Here is a 26257-nt window from a genome sequence, read left to right as displayed (position 1 = left end):
GCCTGCGGCAGCTCCTACATGGGATCGACGCACTCCCTGTAGGAGCTGCCGCAGGCTGCGATCTTTTCAGGCATTCTGCGCCTGGAGAAAGATCGAAAACAGCTCGGACTGGGACTTGATCCCCAGCTTGCTATACATGTGTTTCTTATGGACTTTCACGGTTTCGACAGAGATTTCCAGCTTACGGGCGATTTCCTTACTGGAGCAACCGCTGAGCATCAAGCGCCCGACGTCCAGCTCCCGGGCGGTCAATTGCGCGCCTTTGAGTTGCTGCACCGAGGCTTCCAGCTGCACTCGCCAGTCGGGTTGCGGTGGCGATGGCGCGAGGGCCACGACTTCGTTGATTTCGTAGGGCAGGCGCTGGCGCAACAGCCCCAGCACCCACGGCTGGATCAGCGACAGCAAGGCAATTTGCTGGCCGCTGAACCGCTGCTTGCTGCCCAGTGACAGGCACAGCGTGCGGTCGCCTTCGAGCTGGCAATTGAACTGGATTTCATCGGCGACCACATTCAGACGAAAGTAGCGTTGGTAATACTCGGTCAGCTCGAAGTGCTCCGGCGCCACTTCCGACAAGCGATAGAGCCCGGTGCGCGATTGCTCGCGGCAAGCGATGTAGAACGGATCGAGCAGGTACAAACCGCGCAGGTAGTCCTGGAACAACTGATCGGGGCTGCCGTCCTCGCCCGGGCATTCGGCAAACACCTGCGGGTGCCGGTCGGCGCTGAAAAGCAGGGCCACCCAGCTGTCGAAGGTGACGTACTGATCCAGCAGGCGCACCAGCTGCGTCCAGAAATTGGGCTTGTCCAGGGCGTCGATCAGTTGCCCCACCGAACGGTGCCAGGCGATGTCGTCCAACGAGAGTGTCATGCATCTACCCCTATCGTGTTACCCCAGCGGCGTGATTCCCCGGCCGGTTGCTTGCTGCGCATACTGGCGCACAGACACCGACCGGGCAATCTTTCTGCCGCCCGGCCACTAGAACAAGGAATACCCATGAAGGTCGAACTCGCCCAATTGGCGGGCCGTGACAACGACACGGCTTACAACCTCGAACGCGCCCTGGCCGCAATGGCTGCCTGCGCGGCGGATACGCAACTGATCATGTTTCCTGAAAGCCACTTGATGGGCTTTCCTTCGGCCGACACCGTGGCCGCAGTCGCCGAACCCCTGGATGGCCCGGCCGTCAGCGCGATTGTCGCCGCGGCCCGCGAGCGCAACATTGCCGTGGTCATCGGCACGGCCGAGAACGACAACGGTCGCTTTTTCAACACCACCTTGCTGGTCACCCCTGAAGGCATCGCGCTGAAATATCGCAAGACGCATTTGTGGGCGTCGGATCGCGGTGTCTATGAGCCGGGCGATCGCTACGCGACCTGCCTGTGGAACGGCGTACGCGTCGGGCTGCTGATTTGCTACGACATCGAGTTCCCCGAAACCGCCCGCGCCCTGGCGCAACTGGGCGCTGAACTGCTGATCGTTACCAACGGCAACATGGACCCCTATGGCCCGACGCACCGCACCGCGATCATGGCTCGCGCCCAGGAAAACCAGGCGTTTGCGCTGATGGTCAACCGGGTGGAAGCGGGCGATGGCGGGTTGCTGTTCGCCGGTGGCAGTGCACTGGTGGATCCGCTGGGCACGCTGTTGTTCGAGGCTGGACGCGATGAAGGACAGTTTGCGGTTGAACTGGACCTCAAGCAGCTGACGGCGGCGCGCCAGGATTATCGGTATCTGGATGACCAGCGGCTGAAGTTGCCGGGGGAATTGGTTGAGCATGCTGGCGGATTGCGCGAGCTGCTGATTCCTTCGCGCTGAAGATCAAAAGATCGCAGCCTGCGGCAGCTCCTACAGGGGCACACGACCCCTGTAGGAGCTGCCGCAGGCTGCGATCTTTTAACGATTCACCTGACTCAACACCCAAAACAACAATGCAACACCCGTAATTTTGCGCCGAACTCGGCTCTGCCATAAATCCAATAAAATTCGGAGTAGTCGCTCATGGCTCGTTTGCAACGCACCCTGTCATTGGGGTCGGTGGTGCTGTTTGGCATTGCCTACATGACGCCGATCATTGTGCTCGGCACCTTTGGCATCCTCGCTCAATCCACCGCCGGCATGGTCCCGGCCGCGTATCTCGCGGCGCTGGTGGCGATGTTCTTCACCGCCATGAGCTACGGCCGGATGGCTTCGGCATTCCCCGTCGCAGGCTCGGCCTACAGCTATGTGCGCAAAGCCATCAGCCCGAAACTCGGCTTCATCGCCGGTTGGGCGGTATTGCTTGATTATCTGTTCCTGCCCATGGCGATCTGGCTGATCGGCGCGGCTTACCTCAATTCCGCGTTCCCGGCGGTGCCGCAGTGGATCTGGGTGCTGGCCTTTATCGGCATCACCAGCGCGATCAATATCGTCGGCCTGAAACTGGCCAATGGCATCAACGCCCTGCTGATGCTTGTGCAATTCCTGGTGCTGATCACCTTCGTCGCGCTCTGCGTGCATTACATCGGCGGCGATGCGAGCACGCCATTGTGGTCGGTCAAGCCGTTCTTCAACGGCGATATGCAAATGCCGTTGATCATGAGCGGCGCGGCCATCGCCTGTTACTCGTTCCTCGGTTTCGACGCAGTCAGCACCCTGACCGAAGAAACCCGCGACCCGCGCCGCACCATCCCGCGAGCGATCATGCTGATCACCTTGATCGGCGGGTTGATCTTCGTGAGCGTGTCGTACTTCGTGCAGATCGCACACCCGTCGTTCCAGTTCGACAACGTCGACTCGGCGGCTTATGAGATCGCCCGCAACATTGGTGGCGACCTGTTTGTATCGATCTTCCTGATCGGTCTGATTGTCGGCCAGTTCGCTTCGGGCCTCTCGGCTCAGGCCAGCGGATCGCGACTGCTGTTCGCGATGGGGCGTGACGGCGTATTGCCAAAATCATTCTTCGGCACCTTGCACGAACGCTTCGGCACCCCGGTCAACAGCATCCTGTTGTGCGCTGTCGTGGCGTTACTGGCACTGAAGCTGGACGTCACCACCTCAACCTCGTTCATCAACTTCGGGGCGTTCCTCGCGTTCAGCCTGGTCAACCTCTCGGTGATTTTCCATTACTGGATCGGCGGCGAAAAGAAAGGCCCGCGCGAGCTGGTGCTGTTCCTGATCTTCCCGTTCATCGGCCTGGCGGCGGACCTGTGGCTGATGGTCAGCCTTGATCACCTGGCGATTTACCTGGGCTTGAGCTGGCTGGCGATTGGCGTGGTGTACCTGGCGGTGCTGACCGGCGGTTTCCGCCGCCAGCCGCCGGAGATGGATTTCCAGGAAGCCACCTAAGGTAGGCCGAACCCCTTGTAGGAGCCGGCTTGCCGGCGATAGCGGTCTGAAGACTTACAGGGCTCTTGAGATTGCTTTCGCTGGCAAGCAGCTCCCTCAGGGATGCGCCGGAGTTCAGGCAATCGGCGTGGTGTTCAGGCGGCGGGTTTTGTCTGGTGAATCGGCAATTCGACGCGAAACGTGCTGCCCACCCCGACTTCACTCACCACCGAAATCTCCCCTCGGTGTTTCTTCACAATGCCATAGGACAGGGACAACCCCAGCCCTGTCCCCTGGCCCACCGGTTTGGTGGTGAAGAACGGGTCGAAGATTTGCTTCAGGCTGCCCGGCGGGATGCCGGCGCCGGTGTCGGCGACCTCGATCCACACTGTTTCACCGTCAATTCCGGTGCGCAGGGTGAGGGTGCCGCGATCCGGGCCGATGGCCTGTGACGCGTTGACGATGAGATTCATGATTACCTGGTTGATTTGCGAGGGCAGGCATTCGATGTCGGGCAGGACCTGATAATCTTTCACCACATCGGCCTTGTACTTCAGTTCATTGGCCACGATGTTCAGTGTCGATTCGATGCCTTGCTGCAGATTGGCCCACTGCCATTCCTGGTTCGAGTCCACCCGCGAGAAGTCCTTCAGGTCTTTGACGATCTGCCCGACGCGGCTGATTCCTTCCTTGGATTCCTTGATCAGCAGCGGAATGTCGTCGCGCAGGAACTCCAGTTCGACCCGTTCACGCAACTCACCCAGACGCTCGACAAGCTCGATGGAGCCAATCGCCTCTTCCGCCCCCCGATACGCATCGAGCATTTCCTGTAGCTGGTTGAAATAGCCATCGAGAGTGCCAAGGTTGGAAGAAATGAAGCCGATGGGGTTGTTGATTTCATGGGCGACACCCGCCGCCAGTTGTCCCAGCGAAGCGAGTTTTTCCGATTGCACCAATTGGGATTCAAGCTGTTTACGTTCGTCGATTTCCCGCTGCAACGATTCACTGGCCTGTTTGAACTGCATCGTTCGCTGGTCCACCAGATGCTCCAGATGGCTCATCTGTACGAAGGCCAGTTCGGTCATGTCCCATTTGGTCAGCAGGGTGTTGGCCATCTGCTGGACTTCAATGTTGTCGAACGGTTTTTTCAGAATAAGCAGCCGGTCATGGGCCTGCAAACGGTCCAACAGTTCATCCCAGGAATAGTCGGAGTAGGCAGTACACACCACCACTTGCAGGCGCGGGTCTTCCTGCCACAACTGTTCAATAGTCTTCGCGCCGTCCCAGCCCTCGGGCATGCGCATGTCGACAAAAGCTAGCGCGTAAGGACGGTTTTCCTGCAAGGCATCCTTGAGTTTTCCCAGTCCCTCTTGCCCGCCATACGCCGAATCCAGCTCGAACAGCACGCTGGCGGAATTCACTTCACTGCCGAACAGCTTGGCTTCCATCTTGTCCAGTTCGACGGTCGGCACCGGCGTCGGCGTCAGAATCTTGCGGAAATCCACATGAATGGACGGCGTGTCGTCGATCAGCAAAATGCGTCGGTTAGAAAGCTCGCTCATGCGTCCTCCGTGACGGCTTTCAGGGGGATCTGCAGGGTGAACTGCGCGCCTTTGCCCGGTCCATCGCTGTGGGCAGTGAGGTGGCCGTTCATCTCGATGGCGGCCAGGGCGCAGCTGTGCAGGCCGAAGCCGTGACCTTCCTTGCGGGTGGTGAACCCGTGGGCAAAGATGCGCGTCATGTTTTCCGGGGCGATGCCTTCGCCGTCATCCTTGACGCTGACTTGCAGCGTCGTGTCGTCGATGATTTTGACCCCGAGGGTCATTTGTCGCGGGCGATTGCTGAGGTCAGACATGGCGTATTTGGCGTTGCTGATCAGGTTGATCAGAATCAGCAACAAACGGTGCTTGTCGCCCATGACCTGAGGCACCTCGCCGTACTCCTTGACCACCCTGACGTGATGCCGGGTCAGCGCGCCGGCGTTCATGCGCAGGGCGTCCTCCAGCAATTCGCTGATGTGCAGCGGTTCCATCAGGCTGTTGGCGCCCGCGTAGGACTGCTGGGTGGCGACGATGTCCTTGATGTGATCGACACTTTTACTCAATTGGGCAAGTTCGTCGGTCATGCCTTGCTGTTCGAGGGCGATGGCCTCCACCAGTTGATTGAGGTAGCCAGGCAGCAACTTGCCTTTCTCGTCCTGGGTCAGGAAGGTGCCGAGGTCGCCCGTGTGCTGATTGATCAGTTGCATGGCCTTGCCAAGCCCCTGGGCCTTGCTGGCGCGCAGTTTGCGCGAGACCAGGTCGGCCGAGATGTTGACGCTGTTGAGCACGTTGCCGACGTTGTGCAACACGTTCGTGGCAATCTCGGCCATGCCGGCTTGGCGTGCGGTGTCGAGCAGTTCGCTCTGGGTGTCCTTGAGTTCGCGGGTGCGCTCTTCCACCCGCAGTTCCAGGTCGTCATTGGCGGTTTTCAGGGCTTTGTTGACGCGATTGATGATGGTGAAACTGCGCATCAGGTGAGTGGCCAGGTACACCAGCAGCAGGACCAGCAGCACTGAGAACACCAACATGTAAAAGTGATAACGCTGGTAGACCGCGTCGACCTGTTGCTGGTCGGTGTTCAGCAGGCTGGTAATGTCGTCCAGGCGTTCGGCAACGGGAATAGCTTCGATGTTTTCCAGCAAGCGGTTGACCACCGGTTGTTCCCGCAGAATCAGCGAAATGTGGCTGTTCAAAACATCGATCGGGCTGTGAAACTGCTCAGGCAGGCGCAGTTTGTTCACCTGCATTTTGTTCAGTCCGACCAGAATATCCGCGGCCTTGTCGTCGGAGGTGGCCTGGGAAAACTCCAGGCTGCTGAGCAGCAAATCGTAAGTGTCGGTGGCGATGTTCTGCAGTTGCAGTTTGTCGCCATCGACCAACTGAGCCAGTTGCTGCTGAATGTCGTCCTCGGCGGTGGGCAGGAACGCCAGCGAGTTGCGCAGCACCGCGTTGTGAGACTTGAACTGCTCCACCAGCCGGGTCTTTTCCCGGATGGCGGTCAGGTACGCATCATGGCTGGCTTGCCAGACGGGCGAGTCGTTGCGGCCGTGGTTCGACTCCATCGTGTCGAACCGATCCCAGAGTTGCGTCATCTCCGTCAGCGGTGCGACCAGCGGATCGTAGTTGTATTTAGTGGCGATCCTGGCCTTGAGTATCTCGGTTTCCCATTGCGCGTTCAGCTGTTTGATCCGGCGGATCAGGTCCTGGGATTCGGTGTAGGTCGAGGACTGGTAGGAGCTGGATTTGAGGTAAAGGAACAACAACGTCGAGGCCAGTAACAGGGCAACGACACCCAGCAATGCCAGACTGCGGCGACGGGACATTTTCATAACGGTTTGCCATCCCATTCGCCGGTCAGGGTCTTGAGGAATTGGATGATCAGCGTTTTGTCTTTCTCGGAAGGAATGCGCCCAAGCTGGAACTTGAACATCACGTCCACCGCCTCTTCGAGCGTTTTGGCCGAAGCGTCGTGAAAGTAAGGTGCAGTCACCGCGACGTTGCGCAGGCTCGGCACCTTGAACACATAGCGGTCCTCTTCATCCTTGGTCACCAGATAGCGTCCCAGGTCGGTTTCAGTCGGCTGGACCCGCCCCTTGAAGTAGTCGCCCAACACCCCGAACTTCTGGAACATGTTGCCGCCGATGTTCACCCCTTGATGGCAGGCGATGCAGCCGTATTCCTTGAAGCGTTGGTAACCGTACTTTTCGTCGATCGTGAGAATGTCGGTATTGCCTTGCAGGTATTGGTCGAAACGCGAGTTGGCAGTGATCAGCGTGCGCTCGTAGCTGGCTAATGCGTTTTGCACATTGGCTATGGTCACGCCGTTCGGGTAGGCGCTGGCGAACGCGCTTTGGTACGCCGGGTCGGTGGACAGTACCTGCACCACATGCTCCCAATTGCTGCCCATTTCGCTGGGGCTCTTCACCACCTCATTGACCTGGGATTCCAGGGTGTCGGCGCGCCCGTTCCAGAACTGCCGGAAATTCAGGCTGGCGTTGAACACGCTGGGGGTGTTGATACTCACTGGCAGACCGGCGAAACCGATGGAAAACGCCTTGATATCGGCACCTCCGTTTTCCAGACGATGGCAACTGGCGCAGGACAGCGTGTTGTTGACCGACAACTGCGTTTCGTTGAACAACTGACGACCGAGTTCGACCCGCAGCGGATTCTGCTGGGGCACCGCAGGCAGCGGTTTGAGCGGTTCATCCAGCGGCGCGGCGGCCGCGGTCGGACAGAATCCGAGCAGCGGCACGAGGAGCAAGTAGTGAAAGGACGGCGACATCTGATGGTTCCTTGGCTGATAGCCCGAGTGTCGTTGCGCATCGTTCACGTGGCGGCAAATGGGGTAGGTTTCACGGCATGTACATAACGGACGAAGGCATCCGGTTCCACGGCTTTGCTGAAGTAGTAACCCTGGCCTTCCTCGCATTGATGGGCCTTGAGGAAGTCCAGTTGCTCGAGGGTTTCCACCCCTTCGGCGATGATGGTCAATTTGAGGCTGCGGCCCAGGCTGATGATGGCGCCGACCAGAGCGGCGTCGTTACTGTCGTTGCTCAAGCCACGAATGAACGACTGGTCGATTTTCAGCACATCGATGGGAAAGCGTCGCAAGTAACTCAGGCTGGAATAGCCGGTGCCGAAGTCATCGATGGCCAACCGCACGCCCAATGCCTTAAGCCGATTCAGGGAGGTAATGGTGGCATCTATGTTTTGCATCAACACCCCTTCGGTGATTTCCAACTCCAGCAAGGCTGGCTCCAGGCCCGTCTGTTTGAGGGTCTGTTCGATACCGTCGACAAAGTCCCGTTGACGGAAATCGATGGCCGACATGTTCACCGACATGCAGATTTTCGGCAGCCCGCAAGCCTGCCAGGCGCAGGCTTGTCGGCAGGCCTCGGCCAACACCCATTTGCTCAACGGGACGATCAGACCGCTGTCTTCGGCGACCCCGATGAAATCCGATGGATAGACCAGGCCGTGCCCCGGTTTTTGCCAGCGAATCAGCGCCTCGGCGCCGACCACCTGACCACTGCCAAGGTCCAGTTTGGGTTGGTAATGCAACACAAATTCGTTGCGCTCCAGCGCCAGGCGAATGCCGGTCTCGATACTTTGCTGATCCCGGGCGCGCTGGTTCATTTCGTCGATGAAAAAACTGAAATCGTTCGGTCCGCTTTCCTTGACGTTGCGCATCGCGGTTTCGGCTTTTTTGATCAGAGAGATGGCATCGAAACCGTCGTCAGGGTAAATGCTGATGCCCAGGCTGGCGGTCACGCTCAGGTCATGGCCGGCGATGTGCTGGGGCGTGCGGATGGCGCCCAACAGTTTTTCGGCGATACCCTTGGTCTGCTGCGGGTGGCGGATATCGGCGAGAATCACCACGAACTCGTCGGAGCCGTAGCGGAACACCGAGTCGGACTCGCGCACCGTGGACACCAGATTGCGCCCGACATGCTTGAGCATTTGGTCACCGGCCGGATGGCCGAGGGCATTGTTGATGCGCTTGAAGCGGTCGAGCCCCAGAAACATCACCGCCAGTTGTTTGTCATGTCGCCTGGACAAAGCGAGTGACTGATTCAACCGATCACCCAGCAACGTGCTGTTGGGCAACTCGGTCAACACGTCGTACTGCAACAGATGCGATACTTTGAGCAGCTCGTGAACCCGGGCCTCGATGGTTTGCTCCAGGCTCTGCACTTTCATTGCCGCGTCCTGCGCCATCTGCCACTTCCAGGTCAGGGCGCTGGCCATCTGACGGATTTCCAGGCTGTCGAAGGGCTTTTTCAGCACCAGCATCTGGTCGCCGAATTCCAGACGTTCGGCCATGGCTTCCCAGGTGTAATCCGAATAAGCGGTGCACAAGGCGATTTGCAGGTGCGGGTCGGCTTTCCACAGTTGTTCGATGGTCTCAAGACCGTCCCAGCCAGGTGGCATTCGCATGTCGGTGAACACCAGGGCGTAAGGGCGACCCTCGGCCAGTGCACGCTGGACCAGTTCAAGCGCTTCCTGACCCTGATAGGCCGAGTCGAGCTGAAACGTCAGCCGGTCAATCTGCAGGGTGCCGAACAGCGCTTCTTCGGTACTGGCCAGAGTCTCTTCATTCTCTGTTTCAGGACTGAGGATCTTGCGAAAATCATCATGAATCGAAGGCGTGTCGTCGACGATCAGGATGCGCCGGTTGGTCCGCACGAAAGGCGTTTTCATCCTTTGTCCTCCGTGGAGCGTTGCGGATTATCGCGGATGGGTCCGATGTCGTGGCTGGGCGGCACGATACTCCCAGCCTTCAACAACTCGGCGGCCTGCTCACTGCTGACCGCCTTGCTGAAGTAGTAACCCTGGGCGTTCATCGGTGATCCGGTGGCCATCAGCGAACTGCGTTGTTCCAGGGTTTCCACACCTTCGGCGATGATGCCGATACCGACGTCCCGGGCGAAGTTGATGATGGCGCGCAGAGTGTTGGCGCTGGCCGGGTCGCGGGCGGCCGTGTCGATAAAGGCCTGGGCGAGTTTCAGGTGATTGACCTGGTACGTTTTGAGGTAGTCGAACGACGAATACTCGGTGCCGAAGTCGTCGATGGCGATCGTCACCCCCAGCTCACGCAGGCGCGGCAGCACATCGTTGTGGGTCCATTTGGTCTGGGCCAGCGTTGCTTCGGTGACGTCGAAACGCAGGTCCCAGGCGCCAAGCTCCCAGCGCGCGGTAGTGCGCAACACGTCATAGATCAGCTCGGGGCCGCTTTTGAGCTGGGCCAGGGACAGCTTGATCGCAATCACCGGTGGTGCGACGCCTTCATCCCGCCACTGGCGCATTTGCCGGCAGGCGCGATCCAGCACCCAGTGACCGAGGGCAACAATGGTGCCAGTCTTTTCGGCGGTGGGCAGGAACGCCGAGGCTTCGAGCAAACCACGCTGGGGGTGGTTCCAGCTGACCACCGCCTCCATACCAAGGATTTTACCGGTGCTCAGGTCCACTTCCGGCCAGTAATGCAATTCGAGTTCATCGTGTTCGATAGCGGCTCTCAAGTCGCTGGCAATGGTCATGCGTTCGACCACCTCCTGATTGATCTCCTCGGAATGGAAGTGGTACTGGTTGCGGCCCTTTTCCTTGGAGCGATAAAGCGCCATGTCGGCTTGGGTCAACAGGCCGTCGGCACTGGTGCTGGTCGGGCTGTAACTGCTGATGCCGATGCTGACCGACACCCTTACATCGTTGCCGGCCAGGGAATAGGGCAGCACTAGCGCATCGCGGACCTTGGCAGCCAAGGCCGCGGAGTGGGTCGGGTCGCTGACGTCCAGTTGCAGGATCGCGAATTCGTCGCCGCCGAGGCGCGCGACGACATCGTTCTCGCGCACGCAAGCCTTGATCCGGCGGGCGACTTCTTGCAGCAACAGATCGCCCACCGGATGCCCGAGGGTATCGTTGATGCGTTTGAAGTGATCCAGGTCCAGATAAAAGATGGCAAACGGTGCCGCGCCCCGACGCGCCGCAGCGAATGCCTGGTGCAGTCGGTCGATCAGCGTCGCGCGGTTGGCCAGCCTGGTCAGCCCGTCGGTGCGCGCCAGCAGGGCGATTTTTTCCTCGGCCAGTTTGCGTTCGGTAACGTCGATGATGATGCCTTCGACTTCCAATAGTCGGCCTTCGTCGTCGCGCACCGGGATGTAGCGGTTTTCCACCCAGCGCCACGCACCCTCGCCGGTGCGCATGCGAAACTCGATGGAAGCCCCGGCGGCATGGCGGTCCAGCACCCTGGCCATGGCGGTGTCGACCTTTGTTTGATCGTCGGGATGAATCAGCTCCTGGGCCCAATTGGCCGAGGCCACCAGGTTGGCCGCAATGTGGCCGTATTTGGTGATGTTGTGCGAGATGTACATCAGCGGAAACGATGGTTCGCCCCGCAGCCGATAGAGAATGGTCGGGCTGTTCTGCACGATGATGTTGGCATCGGACAGTTCTCGGGTGCGCTCTTCGACTGCTTGTTCGAGCAGCGTCATCTTCAGTGCTGCGTCTTCGGTCATTTGCCACTTGGCGGCTAGTGCGCTGGCCATCTGACGGATTTCGATGGCATCGAACGGCTTCTTGAGAATCAGCAGGCGATCACCCAGTTCCAGGCGCTCGTCGATGTCTTCCCAGGAGTAGTCGGAGTAGGCCGTGCAGAGCGCCACTTGCAGCTTGGGATCGATCTGCCACAGCCGCTCTATGGTTTCCAGACCGTCCCAGCCCGGTGGCATGCGCATGTCGATGAAGGCCATTGCGTAGGGCAGGTCGTTGGCCAGTGCCGTTTCGACCTTGTCCAGTGCTTCTACGCCCTGAAATGCCGAATCGAGCACGAAACTCTGCAACGTTACCGCCGCAGTGGTTCCGAACAGGGCGTTTTCAGCGCTGGTCAGGCTGGTGTCATCGAACGATGGCGGGCAGAGGATCTTGATGAAATCCTCATGGATCGAGGCGGTGTCGTCGACGATGAGAATCCGCCGGTTGGTCCGCGCCATCAGTGTATTCATCGACATGTGCCGGAACCGGCAGCGGTTGCGGTTGGATGAACAGTGTCCATAGGGGGCATCCTTTCCCTGATCACCTGGCCGAACGTACAGATTATGGATCCGAGTCCTCTGAGCATAGTCGCCTAGCCATGACTTCGCGCGGCGAGTCAGTCGAATCATTTCGTTGGGGCGCTAAAAATCATCTAGCCTGTAGGTCAGGTTCCGGCAATAGGGGATGTTCGCCCGGCGCCTGACACGACGCTGTAGCCGTCTTGCTTTGAGGTAATGCCATGGAAGCGCAACTCCCCACGATGTTGACCGAAAAACCCACAGTGCTGCTGGTCGATGATGAGGAGTCGATCCTCAACAGCCTGCGTCGCCTGTTACGCGGGCAACCCTACACCGTGCTGCTGGCGACCAGCGGTGCCCAGGCTCTGGAAATCATGGCGCAACAGCCCATCGACCTGGTGATGAGCGACGCGCGCATGCCCAACATGGACGGCGCCACGCTGCTGGCACATATCCACCAGCAGCACCCCGAAACCACCTGCATTTTGCTCACCGGATACGCCGATCTGCCGACGATCATCAAAGCCATCAACGAAGGGCAGATCCACCGTTACCTCAGCAAGCCCTGGAACGACGAGGAAATGCTCCTGACCTTGCGCCAGGCCTTGGCTCATCAGCATTCAGAGCGCGAACGCCAGCGCCTGCTGCAGTTGTCCCGGCAGCAGAACGAACAGCTGAAGTCGCTCAATACCACCCTGGAAAAACATGTCGCGGCCCGCACCGCCGAACTCCAGCAAACGGCCGATATGCTCGATCTGGCCTACGAAGAGCTCAAGCGCAGTTACGTCACCGGCACCGAGGTGTTCTCGTTGCTGGCCAACCTGCGTCTGCCGCCAGCCAAGCAAACCAACCGCCAGATCATCGAACTGGTGCGGGTCTACTGCAAATTGCATGGCCTGGACGAAGGCACCAGCCGCGACCTGACCATGGCCGCCGCGCTCTACAACATGGGCAAGCTGAGCTGGACCGATAGCATGATGACTGCGCCTTCGGACCTGCTGCTCCACAATGACCGCGAACGCTATCGCAGTTACCCTAAGCAGAGCGAATCGCTGCTGATGACACTCGATCCGATGAAGGATGCCGCCCGTCTGATTCTTCACCATCAGGAGCGCTGGGACGGCAGCGGCTTTCCCGATCGGCTCAAGGGCGAGGCGATCCCGTTCGGTTCACGGCTGCTGAAACTGGCGGTGGATTTCATCGAATTGCAGCGCGGGCTGATTCTTGAGCGGCAGATGAACAGCGATGAAGCGCTGGTCTATATCCGTAGCTATGCCGGTCGACTCTATGACCCGGGCCTGGTGGAGGATTTCATTCAGGTCTGTGCTGCGTACCTGAGCGATGTCTCCCTGGCCGACCCGACGGTCAAGGTGATGACCACTCGGGAAGTCGCGGCGGGGATGATCCTGGCGCGCAATCTCAATGCCGATAATGGAATGCTGCTGCTTAACGCCGGGAAGGTGCTGAACGGACCGCTGGTAGAAAAACTGATCGCCTTCGAAGCCATGGAAGGCGCGAGATACAGCATTTTTGTAAAAGTCCCGGAAGACGTAGAGATCGCGATTCAGAAGGCAGGGCAGGCTTCCCAGGCGTTGCACTGATGAAAAATCAGAGCGAATACCTGTCAGCCTGAGAATTCAGGGTTGCCGGGCAACATAGAATCTCCCACAGGGGCGCTACGGAGATTTTTCGGCGTGACGACGCCCCGATAGTCGTGTGATCCTTGGCGCCTTTGCATTCAAGGCCAGTGCTGATCCATGACGCTTTCATCCGCTGCTTCACCCCGCCTCGTTCGCATCGCTGCCGCCCTGTTGATCGGCCCCGACGGCCGCACCTTGCTGGTCCGCAAGCGTGGCACCGAAGCCTTCATGCAACCGGGTGGCAAGATCGAAGCCCATGAACAGCCGGTCCACGCCCTGGCCCGGGAACTGGAAGAGGAGTTGGGGCTGGTCATCGATCCGGCGTGCGCCACTTACCTGGGGACGTTTTCGGCACCCGCGGCCAACGAGCCGGGATTTATCGTAGAGGCCGAGCTCTTTCAGGTGACGATCAATTCCGACGTTTCGCCGGCGGCGGAGATCGAAGAGGTGCGCTGGATTGACCCGGCTACGGACGGTGATGTCACGCTGGCGCCATTGACACGGGATCTGATCCTGCCGTTTTATCGAGCCACGCTGACAACCGCCTGAGTATTCTCATGATCCCGCTTCAAGACGTGCTGATTTTCGCCGCTGCCGCAAGGTTGATGGTGCTGACGCCGGGGCCGAACCTGCTTGAGCAACGAAGGGCGGCTTGATCATGTGGATCGAACGACTGGACGCGAGCCATGCCCTGGATTACCGGGCGCTGATGCTTGAAGCCTACGACTTGCATCCCCAGGCCTTCACGTCGAGTGTGCGCGAGCGCGCCACGATGCCGCTGGCCTGGTGGGAATCGCGCCTGACCAGCAAGCTGGACATGGTGTTCGGGGCATTCGAGGAGGGGAAGTTGGCAGGCATCGTCGGCCTCGCCTTCGAACCTCGGGAAAAGGCCCGGCACAAGGCGACGTTGTTTGGCATGTACGTGTCAGGCAAGGTTCGGCAGCGTGGGCTCGGTTATCAATTGGTGCAGGCGGCCTTGGCTGAGGCGCAATCCCATCAGGGCCTACGTCTGATCCAGTTGACCGTCACCGCCGGCAACGAAGCCGCGTTCAACCTGTACCAGCGTTGTGGCTTCATCCAGTTCGGCCTCGAACCGTTGGCCGTGCGCGTGGGCGAGGACTACTTCGACAAAATCCACATGTGGCGCGAAATCTAAACCCACCGCAATCCCCTGTAGGAGCTGCCGAAGGCTGCGATCTTTTGATCTTGTTTTTTCGGGACTGCTGAAGATCAAGATCAAAAGATCGCAGCCTTCGGCAGCTCCTACAGGGGATTGCGGACGGCGCTGACACCGTCGAGCGTCGAGAACGACGTGTCCTTGGCCGTCAGCAAAAAGTCGCGCATGTACGGCGCATCCAGCATGTCCGCGCGAATCCCCGCATACAGCGTGGCAAACAATCCTTTCTCCCCCAGCCGCTTGGCTTTCACGTAGCCCCGCGAGCTGTATTCATGCAGCGCCCAATGCGGCACGCCACACACGCCGCGTCCGCTGGCCACCAGTTGCATCATCATCACCGTCAGTTCCGAGGTGCGGACCTGCGCCGGTTCAATGTCGGCGGGTTCGAGGAAGCGGGTGAAGATGTCCAGCCGATCCCGCTCCACCGGATAGGTGATCAGCGTTTCCGTGAGCAAGTCTTCCGGAACGATGTACGCCTTGTTCGCCAGACGATGCTGGTTGGCCACCGCGAGCATCGCTTCATACGTGAACAACGGCACGTAGGTGATCCCGGCCAGTTCCAGCGGGTCGGAGGTCACCACCAGGTCCAGATCGCCACGGGCCAGCGCCGGTAATGGCGCGAAGGAGAACCCCGACGCCAGGTCCAGCTCGACCTCCGGCCAGGCATCGCGGAACTGGTCGATGGTCGGCATCAGCCACTGAAAGCAACTGTGGCATTCGATCGCCATGTGCAAGCGCCCGGCGGTGCCACCGGCCAGTCGCGCAATATCGCGCTCGGCGCCGCGCAGCAGCGGCAGGGTCGCGTCGGCCAGTTGCAACAGGCGCAAACCGGCACTGGTGAAGCGCACCGGTTTGGTCTTGCGCACGAACAGCGGCATGCCCATGCGCTCCTCCAGTTCTTTGAACTGGTGGGACAGGGCCGATTGCGTCAGGTGCAGGCGGTCGGCGGCATCGACCAGGCTGTCGGCTTCGCGCAAGGCGTGCAGGGTCTTCAGGTGGCGGATTTCAAGCACCGGATTGCTCCATGAGTAAAACTTGTGATCAACACGAAAAGGTTGAGTTTGTCTCATGTTGGGTGGGCTGTCGACAATGGCGCCATGTTTTACACCATCTTTAAAGGGAGAAACTCACCATGGCTCTGGCCCACACACTTGGTTTTCCACGCATCGGCGCGGACCGCGAACTGAAAAAAGCCCTCGAATCCTACTGGAAGGGCGACCTCGATCAGGACGCGCTGAACAGCGTCGGCCGCCAATTGCGCGCCACCCACTGGCAATTGCAGAAAGACGCCGGCATCGACCTGTTGCCGGTCGGCGACTTCGCCTGGTACGACCAGGTGTTGACCCATTCCCTGACGTTCGGCGTAATCCCCGAGCGTTTCGACAGCGCCAGGGATGCCAACGGCCTGCCGACTCTCGATACCTTGTTTGCCATGGCCCGTGGCGCCACCGCGACGTGCTGCGGCGGCGAACATGGCAAAGCTCAATACGCCCAGGAACTGACCAAGTGGTTCGACACCAACTACCACTACCTGGTCCCGGAGTTCACCGCTGACCAGCCATTCAAACTGAGCTGGGAACAGCTGTTCGATGAAGTCGACGAAGCCAAGGCCCTCGGCCACAACGTCAAACCCGTGATCATCGGCCCGCTGACCTACCTGTGGCTGGGCAAGGCCAAAGGTAATGACTTCGACAAGCTCGACCTGCTGGAACGCCTGCTGCCGGTCTACAACGAAATCCTCGGTCGCCTCGCGGCCCAAGGAGTGGAATGGGTGCAGATCGACGAACCGATCCTGACCCTCGACCTGCCGCAAGCCTGGAAAAGCGCCTTCGAACGCGCCTACCACATTCTTCAGTATTCACCGCTGAAGAAACTGCTCGCGACCTACTTCAGTGGCCTGGAAGACAACCTCGGCCTGGCTGCTGGCTTGCCGGTGCAAGGGTTGCACATCGACGCCGTGCGCGCGCCGGATCAACTCGGCCAGGTGCTGGATCGTCTGCCGACCTACAAGATTCTCTCGGTGGGCCTGGTCAATGGCCGCAACGTCTGGCGTTGCGAACTGGAACCCGTGCTCGCGCAACTGCAATCGGCCCAGGAGCGCTTTGGCGACAACCTGTGGGTCAGCAGTTCCTGCTCGCTGCTGCACAGCCCGGTGGACCTGGACCGCGAAGACAAGCTCGACCCGGAACTGAAAAGCTGGCTGGCGTTTGCGGTGCAGAAGTGTGGCGAAATTGCCGTGCTGCGCGATGCCTTGAACGATCCGCAATCGCCCAAAGTGCAAGCCGCTCTGGCCGAGAGCCGCGCGATTCAGGCCAGTCGCGCCGAATCGCCGCGTATTCATAAAGCCGCCGTACAAGCGCGGATTGCGGCCATCGTTGCGGCAGACAGCCAACGCCATTCGCGGTTTGCCAAACGCATCGAGCAGCAACGTGCACGGTTGAAGCTGCCGGCGTTCCCGACCACCACCATCGGTTCGTTCCCACAAACCGGTTCGATTCGCCTGGCCCGTCAGGCCTTCAAGCAAGGCAAGCTGTCGGCCAACGATTACACCGACGCCATGCACAGCGAAATCCGCCACGCGGTGCAAGTCCAGGAACGCCTGGGCCTGGACGTGCTGGTGCACGGTGAAGCCGAGCGTAACGACATGGTCGAATACTTCGCCGAGCAGCTTGATGGTTATCTGTTCACCCGATTCGGTTGGGTGCAGAGCTACGGTTCGCGTTGCGTGAAGCCGGCGATTATCTACGGCGACCTGAGCCGACCGAACGCCATGACCGTCGACTGGATCACTTATGCGCAGAGCCTGACCGACAAGGTCATGAAAGGCATGCTCACCGGTCCCGTGACCATGCTGATGTGGTCGTTCCCGCGTGATGACGTCTCGCGCAAAATCCAGGCGCAGCAGTTGGCCCTGGCCCTGCGTGACGAAGTGGTGGACCTGGAAAACGCCGGGATCAAAATCGTGCAGATCGACGAAGCTGCATTCCGCGAAGGTTTGCCGCTGCGTCGGGCGCAATGGCAGGAATACCTGGACTGGGCGGTTGAAGCGTTCCGCTTGAGCGCCTCCGGTGTGCGTGATGAAACCCAGATCCATACCCACATGTACTACAGCGAATTCAACGATGTGATCCAGTCCATCGCGGCAATGGACGCGGACGTGATCACCATCGAAACCTCGCGCTCGGACATGGAATTGCTGGAGGTCTTCGAAGCGTTCGACTACCCGAACGACATCGGCCCGGGCGTCTACGACATCCACTCGCCACGGGTGCCGGACACGGCGGAGATGGTCAAGTTGATGAGCAAGGCGGTGACGCGTATTCCGGCTGAGCGGTTGTGGGTGAATCCGGATTGCGGGTTGAAGACCCGGGCGTGGCCGGAAACTGAGGCGGCGCTGGTCAACATGGTGGCGGCGGCGCGGCAGTTGCGGAGTCAATTGGCTTAACTGAAGAGCAAAAGATCGCAGCCTGCGGCAGCTCCTACAGGTGTACACAAAACCCAGTAGGAGCTGCCGCAGGCTGCGATCTTTTTGCTTTGGCAAATGACCGTTCGGCACTCTTCATCAAACTGTCACGCAACTGTGGCAGCGCGCTTGTACAAACTTCATCAGACTCGCGCTCTACTGGGGTTCTGCGTTTCGGTGTTTTTCATGCGTGCATTCATTTTCCTGGCCGTGCTGTTATTCGGCCTGCCGTCTTTCGCGGCGTCCCGTTGCGATGTCAACGTTCCAACCGAGCATGCCGATCTGGCGCAGGTAAGCCTGGCGTACCAGAGCATCGGCCGTGCGTCGGACCCCGCGCTGTTGCTGGTGATGGGGCTGGGCGGGCAGTTGATTCACTGGCCGGACGAGGTAGTGGTCGCGCTGTGTCAGCAGGGCTTTCGGGTGATTCGTTATGACAACCGCGACGTCGGCCTCTCCACCTGGCGGCAGGCGCCAGCCGATGCCAACCTGACCTTCGAAGTGCTGCGCTACAAACTCGGTTTGCCGGTGTCGGCGCCGTATACCCTGACCGACATGGCTGACGATGCCTTTGGGTTGATGGATGCGTTGCACGTTGAGCAATTCCACGTATTGGGCGCGAGCATGGGCGGGATGATCGCCCAGCACATGGCGGCGATGGCGCCGCAGCGTGTGGAAAGTCTCACTTTGATCATGACCAGTTCCGGTGCCGAAGGGTTGCCGGCGCCGAGTGCGGCGTTGGTGCAGTTGCTCGCACGCCGAGGCGCGCCGAATCGTGAAGTGGCGCTGGAGCAACAGGCCGATTTGCTGGCGGCGCTGGGCAGTCCGACGGTGACGGATGATCGGCAGGCGCTGCTGCATCAAGCGGCGCTGTCCTATGACCGGGCGTTTAACCCTGAAGGGGTGAAGCGTCAGATCATGGCGATTCTCGCTGAGCCGAGTCGGGTGGCGTTGTTGAATCAGTTGCGGGTGCCGACGCTGGTGGTGCATGGCACAGCCGACCCCCTGTTGCCGGTGATGCATGGCGTACACCTGGCGGCGCACATTCATGGCAGCCAATTGAAGTTGATTCCGGGATTGGCCCATCGTTTCCAGGAAGCGTTCAAGGCGCCTCTACTCGCAGCCGTATTGCCCTACCTGCAGGCTCACCGCGAGGACACTTCACATTGGGCACAGATCGAACCAGTAACCGAACACAACCTCCTCTAACACCACCCCCCCCTGTAGGAGCTGCCGCAGGCTGCGATCTTTTGATCTTGTTTTTTTCGGGACCCTGAAAATCAAGATCAAAAGATCGTCCGAACGCGGCCCGAGCCTGCGGCAGCTCCTACACAATCCGGTTTGTGCAGGTGTATCGTTCGACTTCCCGGTGCGTTTGCGTCTGCGAGGTGTGTGATGAGTAACCCTTTGAAAATCGATTTCGTCAGCGATGTGTCGTGCCCTTGGTGCGTCGTGGGTCTGTATGGCTTGACGCGGGCCCTGGATTTGTTGGGTGACGAGGTGCAGGCCGAGATCCGTTTTCAGCCGTTCGAGCTGAATCCGAACATGGGGCCTGAAGGGCAGAACATCACCGAACACATCACTGAGAAGTACGGCTCGACACCCGAGCAGTCGCAGAAAAACCGCGAGATGATCCGCGCGCGCGGCGCTGAAGTCGGGTTTGCTTTTCGCACGGACGGTAATAGCCGTATTTACAACACCTTTGATGCTCATCGGTTACTGCACTGGGCCGGGCTCGAAGGGTTGCAGTTCAATCTGAAAGAGGCGCTGTTCAAGGCGTATTTCACCGATGGCGGCAATCCTTCCGACCCTCGACAGTTGGCGCAGATCGCTGAAAGCGTGGGGCTGGATCGGCAGCGGGCCGAGGCGATTCTGCGCTCGGACGAGTTTGCGCAGGAAGTTCGCGAAGAGGAAAAACTATGGCTTGCGCGTGGCGTGAGCTCGGTGCCGACGGTGGTGTTCAACGGCCAATACGCGGTCAGTGGCGGGCAACCGGTGGAGACGTTTGTCGGGGCGATTCGGCAAATCATGAGTGAAGCGAAAGGCGGAACGGTCAGCTGACGGATTACAGTCGTCAAAAAAGTATCAATGTGCCACTATGGTTTTCGGATTGCTGCCGATACAGGCAGTGACTTTAAATCATAGGGATTTGATTCATGACCTACCGCGCTCTACGTACCTGGGCTGTGCTGACACTGCTCGCCTGCCTGACCCTCACTGGCTGTGCCCACGTTCAACCACCTGTCCCGCTGGACCACCAATTCTGGGATGCCAAAGAGCCGACTATCGGCGTGGCGATCACCGTGGTCCCGGCGCCGGTGCTGGCGTTGACCGGGAACCAGGGGATTCTGGATTTCGCGATCAACAAGGGCGTCAACAGCAAGCTCAGTGACAACGTCGAGAAATGGCAAGTGCGCGACCTCAACACCTTGCCGGATGTGATCGTCGCCAAGCTGCAAGCCAAGGGCTACAAGGTCAAGCGGATCAACGAGCCGGTGGACCTGACGGTCTACAAGGAAACCAGTTTCCGCGAAGGCTACATGGCGCGGGACTTGACCCCGATCAAGGGCGCTTACGGCGTCGATCGTCTATTACTGGTGAACGTCTACGCCACCGGCGCCACTCGCAGTTATTACAGCATCGTACCAACCAGCGTGCCGATGGCGCAGGTCGGCGGACAGGGCCTGGTCGTCGACCTGGCAGACAACAAACTGCTGTGGTTCAAGCCTTTTGTCGCGATACAAGCGGCCCAGGGCGAGTGGGATGAGCCGACTTACACCAACCTGTCCAACGCCTTCTACCAGGCCATGGACAATAGCCGCCAGCAAATGATCACGCCGTTCGAGCAATGAAGCGGCCTATTGCAGTGGCCAGTGCGCTGGCCCTGCTGATGCTGACCGGGTGTGCGCAGAAACCGGCTCCCGAGACCGGTTTCAAGGCCCAGAGTGCCTTGCCCTATGTCCAGGCCCACGGGCTTAAAGTGGACATGCAGCTGCCGCCATCGTTCGTCGGTGCCAGCACCGTGATTGACGCCGAAGCGGCGCAGAAAGCGGCGTCGTCGAGCCATAACCTGGTGGCGAGTTCCGGTAATACCGCGGGGCTTGCCGGGTTGCTGGTGGCCAGTCTGATCAATACGCAGATGGGCAGCGGCAGCTTGCAGCGCGATGCGGAAAAATCGGCGCTCAAGGACTCACTCCCGATGGCCGACTTGCTCGCCGGCGTGCCGTTGCAGGAACGCCTGCAGAAGCGCTATCAACAGGCGTCGCAAGTGGCGGGGCTCAAGCAGGGTGAGGGGCAAGTCACGGCGCGTCTGGTGATCGAACCCAAACTGATGCTCACCCCTGATCGCGGCAGTTTTGTGCTGATCAACCAGGTGCAGGTCCAGGACATTGCCGGTTCGGCGTTGTACCGCATGCGGATCGAGGTGACCAGCCAGCCGATTCGACGCTGCGGCAACCAGTGCATCGACGACGGCAGTCTTGACCTGGCGAGGGTCACGGCCGTGCTCGACGAATGCATCGATGAATCCATGCGCGTCCTGGCCACCGACCTGATGCAGCCAGCCCCACCCGAGGCCGCCCAGGAAACCCTGCGCTACGTCCTCGACGGCCAGCGCGTGGTCGAGCGCGGTTATCAACTGGCCAACAACGGCAACTACTGGCGTTACCGCAACCTCTACGGCGCAGTGAAATCAGTGCCGGTGCCGTTCGAAGATGCGCTGACGCAAGCCCAACTGCAGAAAGTCTACGGCCAATAACCGAACGCTACGGGGAATATGTGGGCCTACTGCCAATCACTTATCTCATACGCGATCTGTAGCAGCTGGCGAAGCCTGCGTTCGGCTGCGCAGCAGTCGTAGAACCTGAGCGTGAGGTCTTCCTGAAACACCGCGTCACCTGATTTCACGACTGCTACGCAGCCGAACGCAGGCTTCGCCAGCTGCTACCAAGAGCGTGTTTCGCTCTGTTTTTTAACGCACGATTTTGTCGACATGGATGCCGAGTTTTTTAGCCGATACCAGAAGCTGCGTTCGGAGATTCCGATTAGTTGGGCCGCGGCTGCCTGCACGCCGTTGCTCTGCTGAAGCACCGCCAGAATGTAGGCTTTCTCGACTTCGGCCAGCGCCGCTTCCAGGTCCGCGGGCACGCTGCCTTCTGTGATCAATGTGCCGCTGGCGGCGGGACTTGAGGCGAACAGATAGGCCGGCAGATCGTCCTCTTCAATCACCGGCTCTGGCAAATCGGTCAGGAAGGCCGGGGTCAAATGGTGGTCATCGCCGGAGCCGACGAAGAAGATTTCCGGCTGCGGGCCGCAGTGGCGCGGTCGTTGTTGCAGGCGTTCGACAAAGCGGCGAAAGGTGCGTTCGCTGGACCAGAGCCGCAGTTTCGGGCCGAGGTCGAGCAAGTCCAGGCGTTTGGCGCGGCCGCTGTCGAGCAACTGCGCAATCGGTGCCTGCGCTGTCAGGCTGTGGTCGAGATCTTAAATATTCAAGGTCGCAATTCACCCTTGGCCGGCCCTCCCAGACACCGGCTTCATCGATCATGAAGGCCACCGAGAGGGCTTTAGGGGGTAAATGCAAGGGCCGGGCCAGCAGCAAAAACATCGCAGCCTTCGGCAGCTCCTACAGGTGTATGCAATACCCTGTAGGAGCTGCCGAAGGCTGCGATCTTTTGATCTTAAGCGTGAAAGCGAACCCAAACGCTGACCAGCGGCGTCAGTGGCTCAGCCCATACTTCTTCACTTTGTCGAACAGTGTCGTCTTGGCCATCCCCAGTTCCAGGCTGGCCTGGGTCAGGTTGCCGCCGCTGCGCTGCAAGGCATCGCCAAGCAGGTTGCGCTCGAAGGCTTCCACCGCTTCGGCGAAGGCCAAGCCCTGATTGCTGCTGCTGGCGCCGGACTTCTTGAAGGCCGGCAGGCCGAGGGCGAAGCGCTCGGCGACGTTGCGCAGTTCGCGCACGTTGCCCGGCCAGTCGTGGCTCATCAGGTTCGACAGGGTCTGGTTGTCCAGTTCCGGTACGGCGCGGTCGAAGCGCAGGGAAGACTGCTGCAGGAAGTGTTCGAACAGTTGCAGGATGTCTTCGCGACGTTCACGCAGCGGCGGCAGTTCGAGGGTCACCACGTTCAGCCGGTAATACAGGTCGCTGCGGAACTCGCCGGCCTTGCTCGATTCATCCAGATCGGACTTGGTCGCTGCGATGACCCGGCAATCCACCGCCACACTCTGGTTTGAGCCGAGGCGTTCGAGGGTGCGCTCCTGCAATACCCGCAGCAGTTTGATCTGCAGGGGCAGCGGCATGCTTTCCACTTCGTCGAGAAACAGCGTGCCGCCGTCGGCGTGTTCGATCTTGCCGATCCGCCGTTTGCCGGCACCGGTAAAGGCGTTGGCTTCATGGCCAAAGATCTCGCTTTCGAACAGGTTCTCCGGCAGGCCGCCGCAGTTCAACGCGACGAACTGCTTGGTGTGCCGCCGACTGAAGTCGTGCAGGCAGCGCGCGACCAGTTCCTTGCCAGTGCCGGTCTCGCCTTCGATCAAGACGTTGGCCGACGTGTCGGCGACATTGGCGATCAGTTCCCGCAGGTTCTGCATGGCCGGCGAACGCCCGATGATCCGGCCCTCGAGGGAATCCCGCTCCGCCAGTTGCCGGCGCAAGGACGACACTTCCCGCGCCAGGCTGCGCTGCTCCAGCGCACGACGAGCCACGTCCACCAGCCGTTCGGGAGAAAAGGGTTTCTCCATGAAGTCGTAGGCGCCTTTCTGCATCGCGCCGACGGCCATGGAGATGTCGCCGTGGCCGGTGATCAACACCACCGGCAGGCTGCGGTCGCGGGCCTTGAGCCGGGTCAACAGTTCCAGGCCATCGATGCCTGGCAGGCGAATGTCGCTGATGACGATGCCGGCAAAGTTGTCGCCCACCCGCTCCAGCGCTTCTTCGGCGCTACCGACGCCCACGCAGGGAATGTCTTCCAGGGTCAGCGCCTGTTGGCAGCCGAGCAGCACATGGGGGTCGTCTTCGACGATCAGCACACTAAGGTCGTTGTTCATATTGGCTCGTCGGGAGTGGGGCTTACCAACGGTAAACTGAGGGCGAACGTGGTGCCACCGCTGGCCGGGTGCTCGACACCCAGGTGCCCGCCGGTCGCGGCGGCCAGGCTCGCCGACAGGGTCAGGCCGAGGCCCAGGCCGTGTTCGCCGGGTTTGGTGGTGAAGAACGGTTCGAACAGATGCTTGCGCGCTTCGGCGTCGATGCCGTGCCCGTTGTCGCGCACCCGAAGGCGATATTTTCCATCGACATGTTCGCCTTCGAGCCACAATTCCGGCAGCGGTTGTACCTGCATGGCGTCGAGGGCATTGCCGATCAGGTTGACCAGAATCTGTTCGAGGCGGGTCTGGTCGATCTGCACCTGCACATCCGTGAAATCACGATGCACTTGCAGATGGACACTGTCCACACGGCCGCCAAGCAGTTGCAGCGCGGCGTCCACCGCTTTGCCGAGGCAGGCCTGACCTTTGTCGTCGCCACGACGGGCGAAGGAACGCAAACTGGCGGTGATCCGGCCCATGCGATCGATCAGTTCGTTGATGGTCTTGAGATTGGTGCTGGCCACGTCCAACTGACCGCGCTCCAGAAAGCGCACGGTGTTGCCGGACAAGGTGCGCAGCGCGGCCAGTGGCTGGTTCAATTCGTGGGCGATGCTGGTGGACATCTGACCGATGGCGGCGAGTTTGCCAGCCTGCACCAGTTCATCTTGTGCGCGGCGCAGCGTTTCTTCCGCCTGGCGTCGTTCACGGATCTGACCCTTGAGCCGTTCGTTGCTGGCGCGCAGGTCAGTGGTGCGGTCGGTAATCCGACGCTCCAGCTGGTTGTTGGCTTCCTCCAAGGCTTCCCGGGCGGCGAGGCGCGTGGCGATGACCTTGCGCCGCTCATTCCAGGCAATCAGCAGGAACGCCACGAGGGCGAATGCCACCGCCACCAGGATTCCCTGATTGATCGCTTCGCGACGCAAATCCTGCAGCGGCGTGAGGAGGGTGAAATTCCACGGGGTGTCGCTCAAGGGGCGGGTTTGCGAGAGGTAACTGATGTCCTCTTCGTCGGATTTGACTTCGCTGTTGGCGGGAAAGGTCAGTTTTTCCTCGCCTTCGGCCAATTTTTCCCGGGCCAGCGGTTGCAGTTCGTTCAGTGGAAACCAGTAGTACTGAAGGCTGCGCGCGAGTTTTTCCTTGGTCTCGTCGCTCAATGGAACGACCGACTTCAGGCGTCGCGCCGGATCGCTGGACAGAATGATGATGCCGTTTTCGTCGCTGACGAAGGCTTCGAGGCGTGCCCGCTGCCAGCGTTCTTCCATGGCTTCGAGGCGGACTTTGACCACCGCGACGCCGATGATCTTGCCGTGTTCTTCCAGGCCGTGGGCCAGGTAGTAACCGGGTTCGCCGTTGGTGCTGCCGATGCCGTAGAAACGACCCGGCTGACCGCGCACGGCGTTCTGGAAATAGGCGCGAAAGGACAGGTCTTCACCGAGGTAACTGTCGACATCGCGCCAGTTGCTGGTGGCCATGACGCGGCCGGTGGTGTCCATCACATAAATGGCCCGGCTGCGGCTGCGCCGGTTCAGGCCTTCGAGGTAGTCATTGACCGTCTGCCGGTGCTCCGGTGTCGGGTCGGCCAACAGTGTTGAAACACTGGATTCGAGTTCCAGCAGGCTGGGCAGGTACGTGTATTTGCTGATCTCGCTCTCGACGGCGCTGGCGTGCAGTTCGAGCTGACGCTGGCCGTTCTCGCTGAGGCTGCGAATCCCGTAATGCTCACTGATCCAGAAGCCGAGGTAACCCAATCCGATCATCAGGGCGATGATCAGCGGCGGCAGGAACAGATGGCGGATTAAACGGGGTTTCACGGCGAGTGATGGCTTTGCAGCGCGATAGAGAGTGGGGTCGCATTTCATCACAGATGCCTTGGGTCAACCACAACTACAGGCGCTATGGATCCCTGTAGGAGCTGCCGAAGGCTGCGATCTTTTGACTTTGCTTTTCAAGATTAAGATCAAGATCAAAAGATCGCAGCCTGCGGCAGCTCCTACACGGGGGGGCG

At 60.0% G+C, this 26257-nt stretch carries 19 protein-coding genes and 3 pseudogenes; 11 read left to right on the top strand and 11 right to left on the bottom strand.

The genetic code is table 11. From position 1 onward, the window contains the following. Window positions 1–66: 66 nt before the first annotated feature. Window positions 67–867: a helix-turn-helix transcriptional regulator gene (locus tag ACA052_RS23570; protein ID WP_497647029.1), complete on the bottom strand. Its 801-nt coding sequence runs from the start codon at window positions 865–867 to the stop codon at window positions 67–69. Between the two features lie 126 nt (window positions 868–993). On the opposite strand from ACA052_RS23570, the gene ACA052_RS23565 reads away from it, so the two are divergent. Together ACA052_RS23565 and ACA052_RS23560 are read left to right on the top strand one after the other, a co-directional pair. Then, window positions 994–1815 (top strand): carbon-nitrogen hydrolase family protein, encoded by an 822-nt coding sequence (locus ACA052_RS23565; protein ID WP_497647028.1) that lies wholly within the window; start codon window positions 994–996, stop codon window positions 1813–1815. A 183-nt stretch (window positions 1816–1998) separates the two neighbouring features. Then, a complete protein-coding gene (locus tag ACA052_RS23560) occupies window positions 1999–3324 on the top strand; it encodes an APC family permease (protein WP_497647027.1) in 1326 nt (441 codons plus the stop codon). A gap of 134 nt (window positions 3325–3458) precedes the next feature. Here the strand turns inward: ACA052_RS23560 and ACA052_RS23555 are convergent, their stop codons facing one another. The 5 genes from ACA052_RS23555 to ACA052_RS23535 are packed head-to-tail and all read right to left on the bottom strand — an operon-like array spanning window position 3459 to window position 11851. Beyond that, the gene (locus ACA052_RS23555) at window positions 3459–4865 is read right to left on the bottom strand and encodes an ATP-binding protein (protein WP_497647026.1); all 1407 of its coding nucleotides are present in this window, start codon (window positions 4863–4865) and stop codon (window positions 3459–3461) included. Next, window positions 4862–6673 (bottom strand): DAHL domain-containing sensor histidine kinase, encoded by a 1812-nt coding sequence (locus ACA052_RS23550; RefSeq protein ID WP_497647025.1) that lies wholly within the window; start codon window positions 6671–6673, stop codon window positions 4862–4864. The genes ACA052_RS23555 and ACA052_RS23550 overlap by 4 nt, the downstream gene beginning before the upstream one ends. Further along, complete coding sequence (locus ACA052_RS23545) at window positions 6670–7629, bottom strand: cytochrome-c peroxidase (RefSeq protein WP_497647024.1); 960 nt, start codon at window positions 7627–7629, stop codon at window positions 6670–6672. The genes ACA052_RS23550 and ACA052_RS23545 overlap by 4 nt, the downstream gene beginning before the upstream one ends. Window positions 7630–7673: 44 nt before the next feature. After that, window positions 7674–9548, bottom strand: a complete 1875-nt coding sequence (locus ACA052_RS23540; RefSeq protein WP_497647023.1) for a putative bifunctional diguanylate cyclase/phosphodiesterase — start codon at window positions 9546–9548, stop codon at window positions 7674–7676. Continuing rightward, window positions 9545–11851, bottom strand: coding sequence for an EAL domain-containing protein (locus tag ACA052_RS23535; protein WP_497647022.1), 2307 nt, complete (start codon window positions 11849–11851; stop codon window positions 9545–9547). Before ACA052_RS23535 ends, ACA052_RS23540 begins: the two co-directional genes overlap by 4 nt. Before the next feature lie 263 nt (window positions 11852–12114). Here ACA052_RS23535 and nosR point away from each other — a divergent pair, with 263 nt between their 5' ends. From nosR to ACA052_RS23515, 4 genes and pseudogenes are all read left to right on the top strand, one after another. Then, on the top strand, window positions 12115–13494 hold the full coding sequence (nosR, locus tag ACA052_RS23530) for a response regulator c-di-GMP phosphodiesterase, NosR family (protein WP_497647021.1): 1380 nt from the start codon (window positions 12115–12117) through the stop codon (window positions 13492–13494). Window positions 13495–13650: 156 nt separating this feature from the next. Further along, window positions 13651–14082, top strand: a complete 432-nt coding sequence (locus ACA052_RS23525) for an NUDIX hydrolase (protein ID WP_497647020.1) — start codon at window positions 13651–13653, stop codon at window positions 14080–14082. 8 nt (window positions 14083–14090) lie between these two features. Further along, a pseudogene (locus tag ACA052_RS23520) lies at window positions 14091–14168 on the top strand (LysE family translocator); the annotation flags it as partial. A gap of 23 nt (window positions 14169–14191) precedes the next feature. Further along, a complete protein-coding gene (locus tag ACA052_RS23515) occupies window positions 14192–14689 on the top strand; it encodes a GNAT family N-acetyltransferase (RefSeq protein ID WP_497647019.1) in 498 nt (165 codons plus the stop codon). Window positions 14690–14796: 107 nt separating this feature from the next. Here the strand turns inward: ACA052_RS23515 and metR are convergent, their stop codons facing one another. Continuing rightward, window positions 14797–15723 (bottom strand): transcriptional regulator MetR, encoded by a 927-nt coding sequence (gene metR / locus ACA052_RS23510; protein WP_497647018.1) that lies wholly within the window; start codon window positions 15721–15723, stop codon window positions 14797–14799. A 119-nt stretch (window positions 15724–15842) separates the two neighbouring features. Between metR and metE the strand changes: the two genes are divergently transcribed. From metE to ACA052_RS23485, 5 genes are all read left to right on the top strand, one after another. Continuing rightward, window positions 15843–18155, top strand: coding sequence for a 5-methyltetrahydropteroyltriglutamate--homocysteine S-methyltransferase (gene metE / locus ACA052_RS23505; RefSeq protein WP_497647017.1), 2313 nt, complete (start codon window positions 15843–15845; stop codon window positions 18153–18155). 204 nt (window positions 18156–18359) lie between these two features. Continuing rightward, entirely contained in the window at window positions 18360–19379 is a 1020-nt protein-coding gene (locus ACA052_RS23500) for an alpha/beta fold hydrolase (protein ID WP_497647016.1), read from the top strand. Window positions 19380–19565: 186 nt separating this feature from the next. Next, window positions 19566–20231: a DsbA family oxidoreductase gene (locus tag ACA052_RS23495; protein WP_497647015.1), complete on the top strand. Its 666-nt coding sequence runs from the start codon at window positions 19566–19568 to the stop codon at window positions 20229–20231. Window positions 20232–20326: 95 nt separating this feature from the next. Beyond that, window positions 20327–21022: a hypothetical protein gene (locus ACA052_RS23490; protein WP_497647014.1), complete on the top strand. Its 696-nt coding sequence runs from the start codon at window positions 20327–20329 to the stop codon at window positions 21020–21022. Continuing rightward, the gene (locus tag ACA052_RS23485) at window positions 21019–21927 is read left to right on the top strand and encodes a hypothetical protein (protein WP_497647013.1); all 909 of its coding nucleotides are present in this window, start codon (window positions 21019–21021) and stop codon (window positions 21925–21927) included. Before ACA052_RS23490 ends, ACA052_RS23485 begins: the two co-directional genes overlap by 4 nt. Before the next feature lie 213 nt (window positions 21928–22140). Here ACA052_RS23485 and ACA052_RS23480 read toward each other — a convergent pair. From ACA052_RS23480 to aauS, 4 genes and pseudogenes are all read right to left on the bottom strand, one after another. Beyond that, window positions 22141–22400 (bottom strand): annotated as a pseudogene (locus ACA052_RS23480) (helix-turn-helix domain-containing protein); the annotation flags it as partial. Beyond that, a pseudogene (locus tag ACA052_RS23475) lies at window positions 22395–22634 on the bottom strand (arginase family protein); the annotation flags it as partial. The pseudogenes ACA052_RS23475 and ACA052_RS23480, both read right to left, overlap by 6 nt. 250 nt (window positions 22635–22884) lie before the next feature. Beyond that, window positions 22885–24213: a two-component response regulator AauR gene (gene aauR / locus ACA052_RS23470; RefSeq protein WP_497647012.1), complete on the bottom strand. Its 1329-nt coding sequence runs from the start codon at window positions 24211–24213 to the stop codon at window positions 22885–22887. Beyond that, window positions 24210–26111 (bottom strand): two-component sensor histidine kinase AauS, encoded by a 1902-nt coding sequence (gene aauS, locus ACA052_RS23465; protein WP_497647011.1) that lies wholly within the window; start codon window positions 26109–26111, stop codon window positions 24210–24212. Before aauS ends, aauR begins: the two co-directional genes overlap by 4 nt. Window positions 26112–26257: the final 146 nt, after the last annotated feature.

It is taken from the genome of Pseudomonas sp. LBUM1644 (assembly GCF_059716195.1).
Note: the sequence above shows the minus strand (reverse complement) of the source record. Positions and strands in the feature narration are given on the sequence as shown.

What these genes read in the sequence shown, in the direction of transcription:
- ACA052_RS23570 (WP_497647029.1), bottom strand. Translation starts at nt 867, where the DNA reads ATGACACTCTCGTTGGACGACATCGCCTGGCACCGTTCGGTGGGGCAA.
- ACA052_RS23565 (WP_497647028.1), top strand. Translation starts at nt 994, where the DNA reads ATGAAGGTCGAACTCGCCCAATTGGCGGGCCGTGACAACGACACGGCT.
- ACA052_RS23560 (WP_497647027.1), top strand. Translation starts at nt 1,999, where the DNA reads ATGGCTCGTTTGCAACGCACCCTGTCATTGGGGTCGGTGGTGCTGTTT.
- ACA052_RS23555 (WP_497647026.1), bottom strand. Translation starts at nt 4,865, where the DNA reads ATGAGCGAGCTTTCTAACCGACGCATTTTGCTGATCGACGACACGCCG.
- ACA052_RS23550 (WP_497647025.1), bottom strand. Translation starts at nt 6,673, where the DNA reads ATGAAAATGTCCCGTCGCCGCAGTCTGGCATTGCTGGGTGTCGTTGCC.
- ACA052_RS23545 (WP_497647024.1), bottom strand. Translation starts at nt 7,629, where the DNA reads ATGTCGCCGTCCTTTCACTACTTGCTCCTCGTGCCGCTGCTCGGATTC.
- ACA052_RS23540 (WP_497647023.1), bottom strand. Translation starts at nt 9,548, where the DNA reads ATGAAAACGCCTTTCGTGCGGACCAACCGGCGCATCCTGATCGTCGAC.
- ACA052_RS23535 (WP_497647022.1), bottom strand. Translation starts at nt 11,851, where the DNA reads ATGTCGATGAATACACTGATGGCGCGGACCAACCGGCGGATTCTCATC.
- nosR (WP_497647021.1), top strand. Translation starts at nt 12,115, where the DNA reads ATGGAAGCGCAACTCCCCACGATGTTGACCGAAAAACCCACAGTGCTG.
- ACA052_RS23525 (WP_497647020.1), top strand. Translation starts at nt 13,651, where the DNA reads ATGACGCTTTCATCCGCTGCTTCACCCCGCCTCGTTCGCATCGCTGCC.
- ACA052_RS23515 (WP_497647019.1), top strand. Translation starts at nt 14,192, where the DNA reads ATGTGGATCGAACGACTGGACGCGAGCCATGCCCTGGATTACCGGGCG.
- metE (WP_497647017.1), top strand. Translation starts at nt 15,843, where the DNA reads ATGGCTCTGGCCCACACACTTGGTTTTCCACGCATCGGCGCGGACCGC.
- ACA052_RS23500 (WP_497647016.1), top strand. Translation starts at nt 18,360, where the DNA reads ATGCGTGCATTCATTTTCCTGGCCGTGCTGTTATTCGGCCTGCCGTCT.
- ACA052_RS23495 (WP_497647015.1), top strand. Translation starts at nt 19,566, where the DNA reads ATGAGTAACCCTTTGAAAATCGATTTCGTCAGCGATGTGTCGTGCCCT.
- ACA052_RS23490 (WP_497647014.1), top strand. Translation starts at nt 20,327, where the DNA reads ATGACCTACCGCGCTCTACGTACCTGGGCTGTGCTGACACTGCTCGCC.
- ACA052_RS23485 (WP_497647013.1), top strand. Translation starts at nt 21,019, where the DNA reads ATGAAGCGGCCTATTGCAGTGGCCAGTGCGCTGGCCCTGCTGATGCTG.
- aauR (WP_497647012.1), bottom strand. Translation starts at nt 24,213, where the DNA reads ATGAACAACGACCTTAGTGTGCTGATCGTCGAAGACGACCCCCATGTG.
- aauS (WP_497647011.1), bottom strand. Translation starts at nt 26,111, where the DNA reads ATGAAATGCGACCCCACTCTCTATCGCGCTGCAAAGCCATCACTCGCC.